This window comes from Psychrobacter sp. CX16, from assembly GCF_057396245.1.
The window spans coordinates 60240-78887 of record NZ_JBXYJF010000002.1; the positions used below are offsets into that span (position 1 = coordinate 60240).

Here is an 18648-nt window from a genome sequence, read left to right on the forward strand (position 1 = left end):
AAAGTTATAATTATAGTTGAATAATCAATATTGGGAGTTACAGGAAGTGTGAGTCCACAGATTAGCATCTAGCATCGCTTATCTCGTACAAACCTATTTTTAAATAACAAAATATCAGCTACTGATAGCGATAAAATTGTTGCCATAAAATACGGCTTTGAAGCGGCTGATAGTCAAATAGATGGTCAATCAGTTGCTTATGCACAAGCGACCAATCATTGAGTGTTTGCAAATTAATGCCTGAGCGCATTGTAATAATCGACTTGCCCAGCAACGTGGGTGCTTGCATAGCGTTATTTGAAAGTGGCGGCGTAGCTGACTCAGAGCTAGTGTCGGTATTACTTACTTCAAAGAACTCTGAATGAGAAGGCAATATCAGCGTCCAACCATTATCTGCACCAAAGCGATACCATTGATCAGCTTCAATCTTAACTTGTTGATTGTCTTGCTCTAAATCAATCGCAAATCCTAGTTCGGTAAATAACACATACTCATAGACGCGCAGCACTAATTTCAGTGCATCACGACTGAGCGGCTGCTGTAGCTGCTGCATCGTTTCACTATACTGCTTATAGATAGTCGGTACACTGTCTTCTACTGGCAGCAATTTCAGCGTAATTTCATTCACATACAAGGCAGCGTATTGTTGTTGGCCAATCAGACTGGGTACCGCTTCTGCAATATTAACGCTTTGAAAGTTTTTAAGAGACTTTTTACCTGTGGCGAATAGCGTAAGTGGCACGAACTGCGGGATACCTTTTTTACCAATCCCATGCAGTACGCCATGCTCTTTGGTCAATAAATAATAGATTGTCCGCTTATCTTGATAAGGTCTTTGATGCAGGCTATAAGCATTTAATGGCTCGTTACGCATGGGCGCTCACCCACTATAGTCTAAAAACTAGAGTAGGAGATAACGGTAAACTCGCCATATCAAAATTGGCCATAACTATTTAACATCCCTGTTCTTTTATTAATTCTAGTAGCCTAGGCTGCTGAGTGCACGCGCATCATCCGACCAACCCTGCTTCACTTTCACCCATAGGTTAAGCATGATTTTGCGCTCAAATAAGGCTTCCATATCTTCACGCGCGGCAATACCGACCTGTTTAATACGTGAGCCTTTATCACCAATAACAATGGCTTTTTGACCATTACGCTCAACGAAGATAGTCGCATCAATAAAGGTAACCGCTTTACGCTTACGGCCTGTTTTAGGATCAATATGCGCAGGCTCATCTTTAAATTCATCAATCTGTACCGTTAAATCATATGGTACTTCATCGCCTGACTGACGCATGATTTTTTCGCGAATAATTTCACTAGCCAAGAAACGCTCACTGCGATCCGTGATTTGTTCGGTATCAAAAATCGGCGCGCCTTGTGGTAAATGCGAGTAAATTACTTCTTTCAAGCGATCTAGGTTCTGATTCTTCAATGCAGAAACTGGCACAATATCAGCGAATTCAAAATTCTCGTTATATGTTTCAATCAAGGGCAGAATTGAGCCTTTGTCTTTGATAGTATCGGCTTTGTTAATAACCAACACAACGGGCGTGTTGGTTTCGCCAATTTTTTCTAGCGTTAATAAATCATCTTCACGCCACTGCTCGCCATCAACCACAAACAGTACCAGATCAACATCCACTAAAGCTGAAATAGCTGCTTTGTTCATGCGCTCATTAATCAAACGCACCTCATTGCTATGAATACCAGGTGTGTCAACAAACACCGCCTGCATGTCTTCATTTGATAAAATACCGTGGATACGGTGACGGGTCGTTTGCGGCTTACGTGAAGTAATCGACAGCTTTTGCCCTAACATGTGGTTCATCAAGGTTGATTTGCCTACGTTTGGACGACCAACAATAGCGACATAGCCTGAACGATAGTCGTCAGAGCCGCCTGCAACATTGTTATTAAAAAAGCTATCAACCACATTGTCTGTTGGTTCGCTTAGGTCCTGACTTACTTCGTTTTCAGCGTTTAAGTCAGTGTTATCTTTTGGTGCGTTTGTCATATATAATATTATCCGATTTCGTAATTACAAAAGCACTATGACGTGCTTTGAATAGTCTGTTTAAAATTTAAAATGTATTCAATGTTGGTTAGTATAAGTATCAAGCGTAAAAACTTATGCTACATTTACACCCATATTAGGCTTTTACTTTAATAATGCGGTCGTTGACCAGTTTGTTTAGCTGATTAATCATTTTCTCAGCAGTCTTTTGTTCAGCGATACGGCGGCTTTCACCAGATTCAATAATTGCCTTGCTATGCGGCACATCTACTTCACAGCGCACAACGAATATCTGGTTTGGCGCATTGCCTTGGGTTTCTAACAAATCGTAATTAGGCAATTCAAACTTATAGCCTTGTAGCCACTCTTGCAGTCGGCTTTTCGCATCTTTTAGTACACGCTGATCGTTAACGTTATCAATCAGCTCTGCAAACCAATCAAGGACGCATGCTTTGACGATGTCAATATTCTGGCTATCTAGATAAATAGCACCAATCAAAGACTCTACGGTATCCGCCAAAATAGAGGCGCGTTCACGTCCGCCGCCTTTGCGCTCACCCACACCCAAAATCAGATGCGATGATAGATTTAGTTTTTGTGCCACGAGTACTAACGATTCTTGACGTACCAGTGTGGCACGCATACGCGTTAAGCGACCTTCATCCTGCTTAGGATATTGGTAATATAAGGCCTCACCAATAATCATACCTAATAAGGCATCGCCTAAAAACTCCAAGCGCTCGTAGTTGATTTTGCCATCAAATGAGCGATGAGTTAATGCCAGTTTAACTAGGCTGATGTCTTCAAACTTATAGCCTAGCTGCTTTTGTAATACTGGCAAGCCTTGTTCAAAATTAGTATAACGCTGCTTAGGCGGCTGCTTTGATTTACTCGCTATTTCAGCCATCTCAATAATTTTATTACTGTCACCACTTTTTTTCTCAAAGGTTTTTGGCATAGGTATTGGGCACGTTAGTCGCAGTTATCTAATCCATGGGAGGATAAATACAACGTATTTAGTGAATGAAGTTGAGTTATATTGGATGTATTTAGGATAATTTGCCCTACTACCATTTCATTCAACAGTACAGGGCAATTAGTCAATAAACGATAAAACAGTTTGTGTTACCGCTATTGTACTCCATTTCATCGCTGAGTTTTTAGATCGCCATTAATCAATAGAGCGATTATAACTAAAGGTTGGTAAATTAAAGCCAGGCTTTTTATGCATCCATACATAAACCGCTTTACCGGCTAGGTTCTCATCTGGAACAAAGCCCCAATAGCGTCCATCTTCACTACGGTCTGAGTTATCACCCATCACAAAGTAGCTGTCTTCAGGAACGGTGACTTCCCAGCCGCCTTCATGGGTCATCGGCTGCTCTAAAAACTCTGAATATCCGCCTTGCTGTAGGCTCGGAGCTAAGTAACGGCGTAGATAAGTATGCTCGCCAAGCTGTTCTTGATAATAGCTTGCTCCACTCTCCTCCTCTTGTGCCACACGAATCGCGTCTTGTGGCGATAGATCCCACTCACGACTCGGGTCACTGCCTTTAACAGGCGTATATAAACGCTCTGTTAATGACTCGTCCGCACTAAAGTTAACAGCTTTGGTCGGTACCTCTGTACCATTAACAGATAACTGACCATTATTAAAGCTTACCGTATCGCCTGGCAAACCAATCACACGTTTAATGTAGTAAACCTTAGGGTTTTCAGGATAACGGAAAACCACCACATCGCCATGCTCAGGATCACCGGTTTCGATAACCTTATTATAAGTTAGTGGCAAACGAATACCATAAGCGTATTTATTAACTGCCACGAAATCGCCGGTATATAGCGCTGGCACCATAGAGGACGATGGAATATTAAACGGCTCAATGATAAAAGAGCGCACAATCAATACCACGGCTAATACAGGGAAGTAATCGTGTGCCCAACGAATTAAAAAGTTCTCATTTGATGGCTTCGATAACTGGGTCGAGGTAGCAATATTTGCTTGTCGCTTGGCCTCACGATATTCTCGCTCCGCCTGCTTAACTGGCATAGGCGCATCATCTACGACAACAGCATCTAAGTCTGTGTTTGCAATATCTTGCTGATGACCATACTGTGCAAGCGCATCAATATAAGCTTGTTTTTTTGTGGCTAGGTTTTTTTGAGCAGCATTGACCTCTTTACTAGTAGCCGTGCTACCGCTTTTATGCTGTTTAAACCATAACTTATCAAGCAGCCAAATCAACCCAAGAATTAAGGTTACCGGCACTAAAATTACATTAAAATCAAAGTCCATATTACAGCCCTAACCTCTTAACTATTTGCACGATGCGCATACTCACTTTGTCCAGCCCTTTGCTTATTTGGTCGCTTGATACTTTTGCCCTTTACGGTTCAATATTGTTTAATCAAATCAGCATAGCGGTCATTATCATATTATAACTGCTTTGAGTTATTGATTATCAACTTGTAACACGGCAAGGAAGGCTTCTTGTGGAATCTCAACACTACCCACTTGCTTCATGCGCTTCTTACCCTCTTTCTGTTTAGAAAGCAGTTTCTTCTTACGAGACACGTCACCGCCATAACACTTGGCAAGAACATCTTTACGCATGGCTTTAACTGTACTTCTGGCAATAACTTGACTTCCAATAGCCGCCTGAATCGCAACATCAAACATCTGACGAGGAATCAGCTCTTTCATCTTCTCAACCAGCTGATTACCACGATAACGGGCTTGTTCTTGATGGCAAATCATAGCAAGCGCATCGACTTTATCGCCGTTAATCAGAACATCGACTTTAACCAGTTTGTCTACTTCATAACGGTCAAATTCGTAATCAAGAGAGGCAAAGCCACGTGACACAGACTTCAATCTATCAAAGAAATCCATAACCACTTCGCCCAGTGGAATATCAAAAATCAACTGAACTTGCTTACCCATAAAGCGCATATCGACCTGAACACCGCGGCGCTCCATACATAAGGTCATCACGTTACCTAAATAGTCCTGAGGCACTAAAATGTGACAGCGGGCAATCGGCTCACGGAACTCTTCAACGAAGCCTGGATCTGGTAGTCTAGATGGGTTATCAATTAATAATACCTCACCGTTTTTCTTCTTAATCTCATAAATAACCGACGGTGCGGTAGTAATTAAGTCAAGATTATATTCACGTTCTAGGCGCTCTTGGATAATCTCCATGTGCAGCATACCTAAGAAGCCACAGCGGAAACCGAAACCTAGCGCATCTGACGTATCTGGCTCGAAAAATAAGGCAGAATCGTTAATTTGTAGCTTCTGTAGCGCTTCACGGAATTTTTCAAAGTCACTGGAGTCAACAGGGAACAAACCAGCATAGACCTGAGGGGTAATTTGTTTAAACCCTGGAATTAAATCTACATCTGGTGTTTTGGCATGGGTAATAGTATCGCCCACTGGCGCACCATGAATATCTTTAATACCGGCAATCACAAAGCCCACTTCACCGGCTTCTAATTTGCCAGTTTCAAGCGGTTTCGGTGTAAACACACCGGTTGATGACACTAAGTGTGAGTCCATGGTTGATTTGATTAAAATCTTATCACCCTTGGTCAGCGTGCCTTGACGCACACGTACCAAAGACACCACGCCTAAATAGTTATCGAACCAAGAGTCAATAATCAAAGCTTGTAATGGGGCTTCACGGTCACCTGTGGGTGCAGGAATACGCTCTACCAAGGCTTCAAGTAGCTCATCGACACCCAGACCCGATTTAGCAGAAACGCGCGGTGCATCATCAGCTTCAATACCAATAATGTCTTCAATTTCTTGAATCACACGTTCAGGCTCAACCTGCGGCAAGTCAATTTTATTTAGTACAGGCAGAACTTCCAGACCTAAATCAACTGCGGTATAGCAGTTGGCAACAGACTGTGCTTCCACGCCTTGCGCCGCGTCAACGACCAAAAGCGCACCTTCACAAGCGGCTAATGAGCGTGATACTTCATAAGAGAAATCAACGTGACCTGGCGTATCAATAAAGTTTAACTGATAGCGCTCACCATTGGGATGATCATAATACAGAGTCACGGACTGTGCTTTAATGGTGATACCGCGCTCACGCTCGATATCCATTGAGTCTAGAACTTGCGCCTGCATTTCACGATCTTGTAGCGCACCACAAGTCTGAATAAAGCGATCAGCCAAGGTAGACTTACCATGGTCAATATGGGCAATGATTGAGAAATTTCGAATATTTGCTAATGCGGTCACGTCTTGCGGCTACCTACGTTGTTAAGTTCAGAAATGGATAAATAAAGTATATTAGTACCCGCTATTCTAACAGCTTTAAGCTATCTTGTAAGTGGTATAAATAAAATGCGAATTGGCAGTGATGAAAGGCCGCTCTAACTGTCGGCCGTCTTGATAAAAGTCGTCCGTCTTGATAAAAGGAGTAGATAAACTGCCGAGAATAGAGAAAAGCTTAAGTATTTTGAATAGGCATAAAAAAAGCCAACTACTCAGTAAAGTAATCGGCTAATTTAGACACTGAGTGTCGAATATGGTGGCGATGAAGAGACTTGAACTCTTGACCTCACGATTATGAGTCGTGCGCTCTAACCAGCTGAGCTACATCGCCATTTGAGGGCGGTATTATGCTTAAAATTACTTAAGCCGTCAACCCCTAAATCGCATTTAATTTAAATTAATGACTAAAGCAGATAATAAACAGCCAATTTTGCGTTGTTTTTATCTTACTAAAAGACCGTACAAAATAGTATTGGTAAACCGATAAGCCGGGTTCTGTCGAGAACGATCATTCATCTAGGCGTACCGTTGCCAGTACGCTCGAGCAACCTACCCGTGTCCCCTGCAGGCGACAAGTAATGGACACCTATTTGGTCTTGCTACGCGTGGAGTTTACCTTGCCATGAGCTGTTACCAGCCATGCGGTGCGCTCTTACCGCACCCTTTCACCCTTACCTCTTTACTTAAGAGCTAAGCTCTAAAGCTTTTATTGAGGCGGTCTTCTCTCTGCTGCACTTGTCGTCGGGTTACCCCGCCCAGCCGTTAGCTGGCACGCTGCCTTATGTAGCCCGGACTTTCCTCCCTTCTGTATAATACAAAACGGCGATCGTCTGGTTTACCAAGCGATGTATTATAACAGACCATAAAAAATAAGATAGAAAAACTTGGCTTTTATTAAACCACTGTTACCTGAACACTAAAACAGCCATTGTTCAATGAACAATGGCTGTTGGAGATCATTATAAGAACCTAACAATAAAATTTAGATAATTTTACTTATTGGCTTATTGACGTTCACAATTGACGATATATTCATTACCGTCAGCCCATGTAAGGCCCATAAGACCGCTATCTGCTTTGGTATGCCATTCATAAGTAACGTTAGGGTTATCCGAATTAACATAACGCGCACCTGAGCCAGAAGGAGCGATATTCATAACCAAAGTTTGGTTGTTCCAGTTTGCTTTAGGTAAGCTTGCGGTCACCATAGCTTGTTGACCATCTAGTGAATACTTTGGCATCACAGTAGCATTATCTTCACATACAAAGCGCTCTGGCGCCATGCGATCATAAGCTTTGTTGACCTGTTGTTCTGCAGTAGGAGTAGAGTTGGTGTAGGTTTGACCAGTTGCACAAGCGGCTAATGCAACACTAACAGGTAGTAAAGCAAGTAATTTTTTCATAAATAAGCTCCATGAGTTTATAGGTTTAAAGAGAAGGATTTGACTCTAAAATCTGATTCACTAGAGGCTTATTGTTATACTCAGTTTATCTAATTATCTAAATCTGTCAGCCGTACTCTAGTCAATCTTCAACCAATGTGTCGTATTATTATCAACAAGTCATTTATTATCATCAATTATAGATAGAATTGAATATTTGTCTGTTATCGATTATCGTCACTTTTGGTACTTTATTCATAATTTTGATTAAGTTATGTAAACGAAATTTAATTGTAGTAAATAGTATTAGCTTAACTAAACACTATACAGAAATAATTTCATCAATTTAAAGTATCTAGTCTATTAGCTATCTTATTTATTTACTGGCAATTTTTAATATCCGTAATGCTCTTCTAGATAAGTCAGTGCTTGCTTAATATTATCAATACGCGTATCGATAGCCTGCGCTTTCTTTGGCAGCTGCAATAAATAGGTTCGCGCTTCTCGCTCATTCTTAAAGTCTAAATTATCGCCTTCACGCAATTTACGGTACTCTTCTTGATACTCCTCAAGGCGTTTTTCTTCGATAGCCAGCTGCTTGTTCAGTCCATAATATTTGCGCCCATCAGCGTTAATCCGCTCAAGCTCTGGAGTGATTGATGCAGGACATACTGCGCTTATTTGTGTGCCGCGTCTGCCAAGCTGATAGGCATTAGATTTGGTGCAGTACTGCTTTAACCCTTCCTGTCGGCCTCTTTCCCACATTTGATAATTAGGCGCCACGCCGGCCTTTGCACAGGCTTTATTATGTTGATTAAGATAATCTGAGCTATGCCCTGCTGCGCCATCGGCAAAACCAATTGCCTGCCAATTACCGGTCATGCATTCTTCTTTTGATAAAGTAGCACACCCTGTTAATACGGCTGCGCTGATAGCTGCTACTGCCAATAATCGCATCATCCTCTTTTTCTCCTTGATAATATAAACGCCCAAATTTGGGCGTTTACTTAAATCCGTTTATACTTTGGTTAAATCTAAAGCGGTACTGTCTGTATCATCTTTTAGTGTGGTTTTAAGCAATAAATAACCAGTAATACCTGAGATAATCGAGCCTAGGATAATACCCAAACGCGGATCAAAGCCTTCGGTAACACCGCCAAATGCCAGACCACTAATGAATAAACTCATTGTGAAACCGACACCACATAGTAACGACACGCCATAAATTTGCTTAAAGTTGGTACCATTCGGCAATTGCGCCAAACCAAATTTAATAATCATCCAGCACATCAGCATAATACCGACCTGCTTACCGATGAATAAACCGGCCGCGATACCAAAAGGCACTGAGTGAAATAGCTGATCGAACCCTGCACCTTTCAGAGAGATGCCCGCATTGGCAAAAGCAAACAGCGGTAAAATCGCAAAGGCAACCGTACCATGCAAATCATGCTCAAGGTCTTCTAGCGGCGAATGCTCTGGGTCATCGGCATCGACCATAGGAATGAACAACGCCAGTATCACGCCAGCTAAAGTCGCATGCACCCCTGACTTTAAGACCGCAATCCACATAATAATACCAAAGAAAATATACGGTGTAATCGAGGTGACGTTGCGGCGATTTAGAATATATAAAAAGGGTAAACACAGTCCGGCAACCATTAATGCGGTCAACGATAAATCACTAGTATAGAATAAAGCGATAATCAAGATGGCACCGATATCATCAAAGATAGCGATAGACACCAAGAATATTTTTAGCGAATTGGGTACTCGGCTACCCAGTAGACTTAAGATACCAATGGCAAACGCAATATCTGTAGCCGCTGGAATCGCCCAACCGGCTAAATGCGCCGGATTAGAGTGGTTAAAGGCGGAATAAACCAAAGCCGGCACTATCATACCGCCCACTGCTGCGGCTGCCGGTAAGATAATCTGCTTGATATTGGAGAGCTCACCGATCAATACCTCCCGCTTGAGCTCAAGCCCTACTAAGAAGAAAAACACTGCCATTAGCCCATCATTAATCCAGTGATGCGCATCTTTACTGATGACCAACTCCCCTACCTGTACAACCACTGGTGCATGGATAAAGGAGGTATACCAATCATGCAGCGGCGAGTTTGCCACTATCATGGCGGCAATAGCGGCGAAGGCAAGTACAATACCTCCCGCTGCCTCAAAAGCAAAAAACCTCTTTAATTTTTGTACAAGCATGTGTCCTCTCTGTCTTTCTAGTGGGTGATTTACGACCCATAAAGCTATTTAAGTCATTTATAAGTGTCAATATTTTGTATTTATGGTAGCAGAAAAGAGGTACTAATCGAGATAAAATTTGGTTACCTAATTGTGCCAACTATTATCAATTAGTGCTGTCTACTCCTTTTACTACCCTCATTTCTAGCATTCTTATATATAGTCAATATTCAGCTTAAATTTCTATAGCTCACGACTTAATCGCTTTATGTTTAATCAGAAAACAATCTAAATGAGCAGCTCTATCATCGCTATCTCGTCATTTGCAGCGTGCTATAATTCATCGGTTTTGTGTCATTGATATAAATGCGCCAAATTTAACAAATAATTTAATCAACCATATTTAACGAATTCTAGGGTGTGACTATGGACGTCTCCTTATCACTTGACATCATTTTGATGCTGACAGCAGTGGCCACTATTGCTGGCTTTATTGACGCTATCGCAGGTGGTGGTGGTCTACTAACTATCCCAGCTATGTTACTTGCAAATATTCCTCCCGTTTTAACCCTTGGCACCAACAAACTTCAAGCTGCGTCTGGCGCTTTTGCCGCCTCTATTACGATGATTAAAAAAGGCGTAGTCGACCCACGTCAAATCAAGTTAGCCATTGCTGGCGCCTTTATTGGCGCTGTGATAGGTACTATCGCTGTTCAATTATCACCACCTGATATGCTAGAAAAGCTGATTCCCTTTTTAATTGCAGCCATTGGTATATACACACTATTTGCGCCAAGTTTGGGTGAAGTAGAAGCCGAACCGAGAATATCAGAATCTATGTGGCAACGACTCGTAACCCCACTCATCGGTTTTTATGATGGCTATGTCGGCCCAGGAACGGGCATGTTCTTTGCCTTAGGGAATATTGCGCTACGCGGACGCCAAATTATCGCAGCCACAGGTACGGCCAAAGTCTTAAACTTATCGACCAATATTGCTTCTTTAATATTCTTTATTATTGGTGGCAATGTATTATGGAAGGTTGGATTAGCCATGATGGTTGGGCAAACCATTGGTGCTTATGGAGGGTCACATATGGTGGTCAAAGGCGGTAGTAAGATTATCCGTCCTGTTATTGTGCTCGTTTGTCTAGGTATGGTCGCAAAATATGTGTTTGGCTAATTAAATAATCAAAACCATTTTAAACCACTTTGTCTGCAACCAAAAAAGAGTCATGGACTATTTCCATGACTCTTTTTCTTTGTTACTCAATTGACTTATATTATCTTGTATTTTCTAATGTGATTTTAGCGTTTATTTAATTCATCATATTCGCTACCCAGAACCCCATCATTCAAGATACCACTAAATTCACGTTCATTATCCTCATCGATATGACCATCAAATACATCTTTAGCGCCTGCGTCAGGATCATCATAAACAGCTAAATCCATTTTACCTTCAGACTTCGCAACGATTGCCGTGACTGCTGCATCACCGCCCACGTTAACCGCGGTACGTAACATATCAAGCAGACGGTCCACACCAAGGATTAAGCCAATACCTTCAATGGGCAAGCCCACTTGAGCGAATACCATCGATAGCATAATAAGACCGACACCAGGAACGCCCGCTGTACCGACCGAGGCCAATACTGACATTAAGATAACTGTTAAGTAGTCAACAATACTTAAGTCAACCCCATACAAGTTTGCGATGAAAATAGTCGCTGTCCCTTGCATAATCGCCGTACCATCCATGTTGATGGTAGCGCCAAACGGTACAGTGAAAGAGGCTACAGAGTTATTCACACCCATACGTTTGGTTACTGTGCGTAATGTAATGGGAATTGTTGCATTAGAACTTGAGGTACTAAAAGCGAAAATTTGAACTTCGCGCATTTTTGCCAAGAACGTTTGTATGGATAGTCCTGAGAACACTTTTAACACAATCATCATCGTGATAAAAAAGTGGAACGCCAATGAACCAACTAATACGGCTACATATCCCATTAACTTCCAGATTAAATCCAGACCCAGCTCTGACATGGCAGTAACCAATAGCGCAAATACACCATACGGTGCTAGATTCATAATGATGGTTACCATCTTTAAGATAACTTCATTAATCAGCTCTAAGCTTTGCACCAAACCTTTGGCAGGCTTACCCACCATCAAGATACTAATACCAATTAAGATGGCAAAGAAAATGATGGATAACATATCGCCATTTGCCATGGCACTGATTGGGTTTGACGGAACAATATTTGAGAACACGTCTATCAGTGGTGGCGCATCTTTAGCCTCAAAAGCTTTTTCAGGCGTAAGATTCATGCCTTTACCAATGCCAAATACCGAGCCCAGACCAATCGCTGTTGCGATAGCCAAAGCCGTAGTCAGCATATACATAAAGAAGGTTTTAGTACCGATTCGGCCAAGCAGACGAATATCACCAATACCACACACACCACAAATCAATGAAATCAGTACCAGTGGTACAACCAGCATTTTTAGTGAGTTAACAAATAACTTCCCGATAATACTAAATAAGCCGTTGGTCAAATAAGTATTAACAAATCCGCCTTCCGCATTCAAACCGGTATAGTTAAAAAACAGCCCTATGACGATACCAAAGAACATGGCAATTAAAATCTTGCCGGTTAGACCCATATTTTTCCACATAACATTATCCTCAATACAAGATACCTCGCCTGACCCTTGTCATATAGCATTAAGATATCTTGTTTAATAAATTCATGAACAATCTCAGTCTGCTGTCGATATTTCGACACTTAATTTGGACTAACATTGCTGCCATCTCCCTCTGACTTTTTTGCATCAATTATTCTAAATCAATGCGCTATCACACTCCTTGTGCGTCATGAGTCATATTAATTTAAATAGGTATTTGGCGTTGAATAAACTGATTTTGGCACCTCATTCTTATAAGGCCATACCTGAAGCAATCCTTACACCTGTGTAAATTAATGTGACCCATTCGTATGCCGTCAATATAAAGTAAAAGTTGCCTTGACCGCAAGTAATTTTTATCAGTATAGCCTTTATTAAGCCAGAGATTAAAAGCTATACAATATTAAACACTCGAAATAGGTCACGGCTTGCTCTAAACTAGAATTTTACTGCGTTATAAATCCGTTTATTTTTTGAGGAATTAGTTACTCAAACAGGTGAATCATAGCGGAGTAATAGGGTAGAATATCACTATTGTTAATTAATCAAATGATTCTAAATTATGCTCGAGCTTCGACATCTCCAAACGCTCACCGCCCTACGCGCTCATGGCTCACTTGCCGCTGCCGCTGATGAACTTCACGTTACCGCCTCTGCTGTCTCTCATCAATTAAAAGAGTTAGAGAGCTATTATGGCGTGCGCCTTGTCAATCGCCGTACTCGCCCGCTGACCTTCACACCGGCCGGCAGCGTCGTACTTAAACTGGCCGACGATATCCTGCCACGGGTCACTCGTACTAAGAATAATTTAAAGCGTCTGGCGCATGGACAAGCAGGACGCTTGCGTTTGGCCTCAGAGTGCCACAGCTGCTTTGATTGGCTGATGCCGATTTTGAACCAGTTCCGCCGTGAATGGTCAGATGTAGAGCTCGACTTTGCGACAGGTTTTGAGCCAGAGCCGCATCATCTATTAATAGAAGGTGATATCGACTTATTGATCACCACCAGTAATATCAATCTGCCGGGTATCCGCTATCAGCCGTTGTTTAATTATGAGAGTCGTTTGGTGTTATCTCCGACTCATCCATTGGCCAATAAAGAAAGCATTGTACCAACTGATTTGATTGATCAAACTTTAATTGCGTACCCTGTTGAAACCAAACGGTTGGATGTAATTGCCAAGTTTATGGCACCGGCGGATGTCAGCTTTGCCAAAATTCGCACTACAGAATTGACCGCCATGTTGATTCAGTTGGTCGCCAGCGAACGAGGCGTTGCTGCTCTACCTGACTGGGTGGCTGCCGAATATGAGAAGAAAGGTTGGGTGGTTACTCGGCCGTTACTGGCTAATGAACCTGATGATAAGCAGTCTGGCCAAGAAAATGGGCAGAAAAAGGATGGGGTATATTGCCAACTGTTTGCGGCGACACGTCAAAGTAGTGAAGAAGTGGCTTATATGCAAGGTTTTGCAAAGCTATTAGAAGAATTGGTTAAGCCCTAACCATTAGCGGTATGAAAATATAGGACAGTTAAGAGTCTATCTGCCCTTTATAGCATTGCTTATGGCAACATTAAATTACGACAAGGCCATGCGCGCAAGATAGTAACCGGCAGCGGTGGCAGCTAGGGTCAAAATAAGATGCATCCCAATCAACGCAAAGCCTGAGACGATTTTGCCACTGTTTAGTAGACTAAACACTTCACTACTAAAGGTGCTAAAAGTAGTCAGGCCACCTAAAAAGCCAGTCACTACAAATAGCTTTATGTTCGGATGCCAACTGCCACCCAAACGCATAAACAACATCATTGCAATACCAATTAATAAGCCGCCAAGCACGTTGGCACCAAGCGTACCTAGCGGAATCCAAGTATGCAAAGGATTGAACCGTGCAAGCCAAGCCCGCAAGCAAGCACCAATAGCTGCACCCAATCCAACTGCTATCCACTGCATGAAACCTCCTTGCTAATGGTTTTTTGTCTATCTCGTTTTTGATTCACACTCATTTAAAAACAAAGTATGCTACCTTTTGAGCGCTAGTTTAAAGCGGGCAACTCGGAGATATTCCATCTTGGCACGCAGCTTACTGCCAAACCATCAGACTGACCGGCCTGCAGACGCTGATATCCAGCGTAGGCAATCATAGCGCCATTATCGGTACACAGTTCAAGTGGCGCATAATGTACAGTCGCATCAATTTTAGCCAACTCTTTCTCTAAGCTGTCACGCAAATGTAAATTAGCACTTACGCCGCCTGCGATGACCAATTGCTTCATACCTGTTTGCTTTAATGCTTTTACGCATTTTTTAACCAGCGTATCCACAACCGCATGTTGGAAACTGGCAGCGATATCCGCACGGATATGCTCATCAGAGTCTGAGCCTTCGGTATCCTTAATCAGATTGTGTACCGCTGTTTTCATACCGCTAAATGAGAAATCCAGACCTCTGTGCAGCATAGGACGTGGTAACTCATAGGCAGACTGACTACCGGATTCGGCAAGCTTGGCAACATTAGGGCCACCTGGATAAGGCAGTCCTAGCATTTTAGCCGCTTTATCAAAACATTCACCAGCGGCATCATCGATACTCTCACCTAAGATTTCGTACTCGCCGACACCATGGGCAGCAACCAATAGGGTGTGCCCGCCTGAGACTAATAAAGACACAAAAGGAAATTCTGGTGGATTCGGCCCCAATAGTGGCGATAACAAATGTCCTTCCATATGGTGGATACCAATGGCGGGGATATCTAGCCCATAAGCCAAGCTGCGTCCAAACAATGCACCAGTCATTAAAGCACCAATCAGCCCTGGTCCTTTTGTAAAGGCAATCGCGTCTAGCTCATTCTTGCTCACACCGCATTGCTCAAGTAGCTCATCGAGTAGTGGTACCAATTTACGAATATGGTCACGACTGGCAAGCTCAGGCACCACGCCACCATAAGTCGCGTGTAGTTCGATTTGCGAATACAATACTTGGCCAACCAGACCATTATTACCATCGCCTAAGCGCTCGCTATCAAATATAGCCAGACCTGTCTCATCACAAGATGTTTCTAAACCTAATACTTTCAAAGGGCACCTCTTCATTGATTGGCATCAAACTCTGCTTCTGCCATCAATCCTGTTTGTTTATTGACGCAAAAAACCGCCACTGTCGCTATACAATGGCGGTAGTTTACCAAATTATCAAGAATACGTTTTGTCTATCCTTTATCGCCAATTATGAAAAACTATTAATCGGCTATAAATGCGACTGCGTTAGCTTGAATGCTCAATCATATAGTCAACCGCAGCATACACTTCTGCCACGCTTGTATTGTCATCGGCCTGAGGTGGCATACTGTTGAAGCCTTCGGCAGAGTGCTTATGAAGCGTGTCTCTTCCTTTAGCGATACGATCAGCCCATGCCGCTTGATCACCAAATTTAGGTGCACCTAACAGTCCTGGTTCGTGGCACTGCTTGCACTTCGTTTCATACAGCTTTTCTCCCGCATCAGCCGCTAGAGGGGCTGAGTCGTTCGCTGCTGCTGCGTCCGTTTCAGGAACTTCTGCTTCTGGCTCTGCTTCTTCTGCTACCGGCTCTTCAGCGACTGGTTCTTGAATATTATCAGCAGTAGTCACTGCATCAGACGTCTCTGCTTCTGAGGCAGTAGGTGCAACTTCAGCGCTGGCTTCTGGTTCCGCTTGTGCGTCAGTATTTGTCTCGTTATTACTGCTACAACCTGTTACTAAACCTATAGCCAGTGCTCCTGCTAGAAACAGACTGCTTTTTACGAGAGAATGAGCGGTATTAGCCGCTTTAGAAGATTGAGCGTCGTGTTGATTATGAGTAGTTAGCATGAGAAACCTCGCCTTTGCTAAAATTAATGACATATTAAGTCGGAGATAAAACTTCTTTTTAAATTTTAGAACCAATCAAGCTGCTACTTATTAATATCTCGTAACAGCTCATTTTTGACTGACAGCTTCTCATGCTCCTTCTAAAGCGTTCGCTTTACTGCACTACCCTATTAATAAACGATATTATAGGATTTATTGAGCAGAGGCCTCTTCGTCAGCTGGCTGTTCGGCATCAGTTGTTGCCGCTGTGTCTGTTGCAGCGGCTTCAGCAGTATCTGCGGTAGCCATATCATCTGCAGCATCCATTTCAGTAGCATCTTCACCCTCTGCTGCGTCGCCTTCGGTAGCGTCAGCGTCTGTTGCCTCAGTATCAGTAGGCGCTTCTGTCTCTTCAAATTCTAGCACTTCTGCTTCTGGTGCATTAGCACGCGCCATTTCAGCCGCTTCTTCTACTTTATCCACCGCTTTTACTTCTTCGTGCTCACCGCCGCCACACGCCGTTAACGTTACTGCGGCACCTAACATGACAGTGGCAAACGTTGCCAGACGAAAGCCAACTGATTTTTGTTTATTTTGTTGAGCGATTAATGACATGTCGAACTCCTAAAAAGGGAACAGAGATATAGTGCTTACAATAGCGTCTATATCAGTTAACTATCGATATTAGCCGACATCGATAAGCGATTAAGGTCGACCAAATCTATCAATAATAATATCACAACCACTGCCCGCCCACTATCACCTACGACTGATTTTGAGCGTTTAACACAAAAATAAACCAAGCACCTATGCTAAGCATGAATTGAACGACAATCAAAAGCCACCTAATTGATTCATTTAATATGAATGTTTTAAATCATTATAGACGCTTTAAACCTGTTCTTCAAACCTCTTTTGTGATTTATGCCTATCTATTTTATGGCTATTATTCACATGGACAATCTGATGTTAAGCCTTATCTTTATACTTAATATAGATAGACATATTTACCAATAATTTATTTACCCCAATTAAAGAGAACTAAGTAATCTTACTTTATATCGCTCACACCATAAGCCCTGCTTTATATTGACAGCGCTGTTATTTTTTAGTATAATTTCGCTCTTAAATCTAATATACCCTATTAGGATTATTAATTTTATCCTAGTAATAGCTGATGCCGCACCCTGATGAGACACTGCGGCTAATATAAACCACACAGCATTACTAATGTCCTTAGTCTCTAATTTCCACTACTTATTTAAGGAGTCTGCATGCCTTCAGTTAAGGTTAAAGAAAACGAACCTGTTGATATCGCTATCCGTCGCTTCAAGCGTGCCTGCGAAAAAGCTGGTGTTTTGTCTGATGTACGTAAACGCGAGTTCTATGAAAAGCCTACGCAAGAGCGCAAGCGTAAAAAGGCAGCCGCAGTAAAACGCTATAAAAAGAAATTACAACGCGAGTCTATCCGCACAACTCGTATGTACTAATCAATACTTAATTTGTTTTAGAGCTGATTTTAGTTAAGTGTGATATCGCTGCTTGCCGGCTTAAGCGCTTGATATATTGATTAAAAGACCACCTTATTTTGTCGTTATTATCACAGCTTTGTGATGACCTCGGCATAATATAGGTGGTTTTTTTATGTTAAACTTTTAGTCATTATCGAGGTTAATCATTTAAACTAATGATGGTTTTAACGGCCTCCTCTCCATCATAATAAAAACATTAGAAGCAGATTAGCTTCTAGTATAAATACAGGATACTCTCATGAGCGCATTAAAAAATACCATTACTGAGCAAGTCAAAACCTCTATGAAGGCGCGTGAGCTTGATAAAGTCAAAGTGCTTCGTAACATTCAATCTGTGATTAAGCAAATTGAAATTGACCGCCAAATTGAGCTAGACGATGCCGGCGTATTGGAGATTTTGCAAAAACAGCTAAAACAGCGCCAAGAATCACTTAATGTGTTCCAAGACAACGGCCGTGATGATTTGGCTCAAAAAGAGCAGTTTGAGATTGATATCATTAATGACTTTATGCCGCAGCAAATGAGCGAAGAAGAATTAGCGGCCTTGATTAACGATGAAATCAGTGCGCAAAGTGCCAGCTCAATGCAAGATATGGGTAAAGTGATGGGCGCATTAAAAGCAAAAACAGCAGGACGCGCCGACCCTGCCGTGATGTCACAATTGGTTAAAAAAGCATTAATGGGCTAACATTATCCATTTGCGACTTCACTTATT

The 18648-nt window shown here is 42.2% G+C and carries 17 protein-coding genes, 1 tRNA gene and 1 other RNA gene; 4 read left to right on the forward strand and 15 right to left on the reverse strand.

Going from position 1 to position 18648, the window contains the following annotated elements; translation table 11 throughout:
- Nucleotides 1-118 precede the first annotated feature (118 nt).
- The 10 genes from recO to nhaA form a co-directional block, all read right to left on the reverse strand.
- Entirely contained in the window at nt 119-874 is a 756-nt protein-coding gene (gene recO, locus AC2SLM_RS01045) for a DNA repair protein RecO (RefSeq protein ID WP_486551451.1), read from the reverse strand.
- Between the two features lie 105 nt (nt 875-979).
- Nucleotides 980-2020 (reverse strand): GTPase Era, encoded by a 1041-nt coding sequence (gene era, locus AC2SLM_RS01050; RefSeq protein ID WP_486551453.1) that lies wholly within the window; start codon nt 2018-2020, stop codon nt 980-982.
- A gap of 136 nt (nt 2021-2156) precedes the next feature.
- Entirely contained in the window at nt 2157-2978 is an 822-nt protein-coding gene (rnc, locus tag AC2SLM_RS01055; protein ID WP_486541681.1) for a ribonuclease III, read from the reverse strand.
- Between the two features lie 213 nt (nt 2979-3191).
- Nucleotides 3192-4316: a signal peptidase I gene (gene lepB / locus AC2SLM_RS01060; RefSeq protein ID WP_486541679.1), complete on the reverse strand. Its 1125-nt coding sequence runs from the start codon at nt 4314-4316 to the stop codon at nt 3192-3194.
- 156 nt (nt 4317-4472) lie between these two features.
- Complete coding sequence (lepA, locus tag AC2SLM_RS01065; RefSeq protein ID WP_486541677.1) at nt 4473-6275, reverse strand: translation elongation factor 4; 1803 nt, start codon at nt 6273-6275, stop codon at nt 4473-4475.
- Nucleotides 6276-6565: 290 nt separating this feature from the next.
- Nucleotides 6566-6642 (reverse strand) — tRNA-Met (locus tag AC2SLM_RS01070).
- A gap of 137 nt (nt 6643-6779) precedes the next feature.
- Nucleotides 6780-7153, reverse strand: an RNA gene (gene rnpB / locus AC2SLM_RS01075) — RNase P RNA component class A.
- Nucleotides 7154-7315: 162 nt separating this feature from the next.
- Nucleotides 7316-7714: an MliC family protein gene (locus tag AC2SLM_RS01080; protein ID WP_486551454.1), complete on the reverse strand. Its 399-nt coding sequence runs from the start codon at nt 7712-7714 to the stop codon at nt 7316-7318.
- Between the two features lie 372 nt (nt 7715-8086).
- Nucleotides 8087-8653 carry a DUF2799 domain-containing protein gene (locus AC2SLM_RS01085; protein ID WP_486551456.1) on the reverse strand — a complete coding sequence of 189 codons (567 nt, stop codon included), beginning with the start codon at nt 8651-8653 and terminating at the stop codon, nt 8087-8089.
- Between the two features lie 57 nt (nt 8654-8710).
- A complete protein-coding gene (nhaA, locus tag AC2SLM_RS01090) occupies nt 8711-9910 on the reverse strand; it encodes a Na+/H+ antiporter NhaA (protein WP_486551458.1) in 1200 nt (399 codons plus the stop codon).
- Between the two features lie 405 nt (nt 9911-10315).
- Between nhaA and AC2SLM_RS01095 the strand changes: the two genes are divergently transcribed.
- Nucleotides 10316-11071, forward strand: a complete 756-nt coding sequence (locus tag AC2SLM_RS01095; RefSeq protein WP_486551460.1) for a TSUP family transporter — start codon at nt 10316-10318, stop codon at nt 11069-11071.
- 125 nt (nt 11072-11196) lie between these two features.
- On the opposite strand, the gene AC2SLM_RS01100 is transcribed toward AC2SLM_RS01095, so the two are convergent.
- On the reverse strand, nt 11197-12570 hold the full coding sequence (locus tag AC2SLM_RS01100) for a dicarboxylate/amino acid:cation symporter (RefSeq protein ID WP_486551462.1): 1374 nt from the start codon (nt 12568-12570) through the stop codon (nt 11197-11199).
- A 571-nt stretch (nt 12571-13141) separates the two neighbouring features.
- Between AC2SLM_RS01100 and AC2SLM_RS01105 the strand changes: the two genes are divergently transcribed.
- The gene (locus AC2SLM_RS01105; RefSeq protein ID WP_486541665.1) at nt 13142-14080 is read left to right on the forward strand and encodes a LysR family transcriptional regulator; all 939 of its coding nucleotides are present in this window, start codon (nt 13142-13144) and stop codon (nt 14078-14080) included.
- A 75-nt stretch (nt 14081-14155) separates the two neighbouring features.
- On the opposite strand, the gene crcB is transcribed toward AC2SLM_RS01105, so the two are convergent.
- The 4 genes from crcB to AC2SLM_RS01125 form a co-directional block, all read right to left on the reverse strand.
- Entirely contained in the window at nt 14156-14530 is a 375-nt protein-coding gene (gene crcB, locus AC2SLM_RS01110) for a fluoride efflux transporter CrcB (RefSeq protein ID WP_486541663.1), read from the reverse strand.
- Nucleotides 14531-14613: 83 nt separating this feature from the next.
- Nucleotides 14614-15654 carry a tRNA (adenosine(37)-N6)-threonylcarbamoyltransferase complex transferase subunit TsaD gene (tsaD, locus tag AC2SLM_RS01115; RefSeq protein WP_486551463.1) on the reverse strand — a complete coding sequence of 347 codons (1041 nt, stop codon included), beginning with the start codon at nt 15652-15654 and terminating at the stop codon, nt 14614-14616.
- 186 nt (nt 15655-15840) lie between these two features.
- Entirely contained in the window at nt 15841-16422 is a 582-nt protein-coding gene (locus AC2SLM_RS01120; RefSeq protein ID WP_486551465.1) for a c-type cytochrome, read from the reverse strand.
- Nucleotides 16423-16614: 192 nt separating this feature from the next.
- The gene (locus AC2SLM_RS01125; protein WP_486551467.1) at nt 16615-17016 is read right to left on the reverse strand and encodes a hypothetical protein; all 402 of its coding nucleotides are present in this window, start codon (nt 17014-17016) and stop codon (nt 16615-16617) included.
- 659 nt (nt 17017-17675) lie between these two features.
- Here AC2SLM_RS01125 and rpsU point away from each other — a divergent pair.
- Together rpsU and AC2SLM_RS01135 are read left to right on the forward strand one after the other, a co-directional pair.
- Nucleotides 17676-17891: a 30S ribosomal protein S21 gene (rpsU, locus tag AC2SLM_RS01130; RefSeq protein ID WP_007394316.1), complete on the forward strand. Its 216-nt coding sequence runs from the start codon at nt 17676-17678 to the stop codon at nt 17889-17891.
- A gap of 280 nt (nt 17892-18171) precedes the next feature.
- Nucleotides 18172-18621, forward strand: coding sequence for a GatB/YqeY domain-containing protein (locus AC2SLM_RS01135; RefSeq protein WP_486551469.1), 450 nt, complete (start codon nt 18172-18174; stop codon nt 18619-18621).
- The last annotated feature ends 27 nt before the right edge of the window (nt 18622-18648 follow it).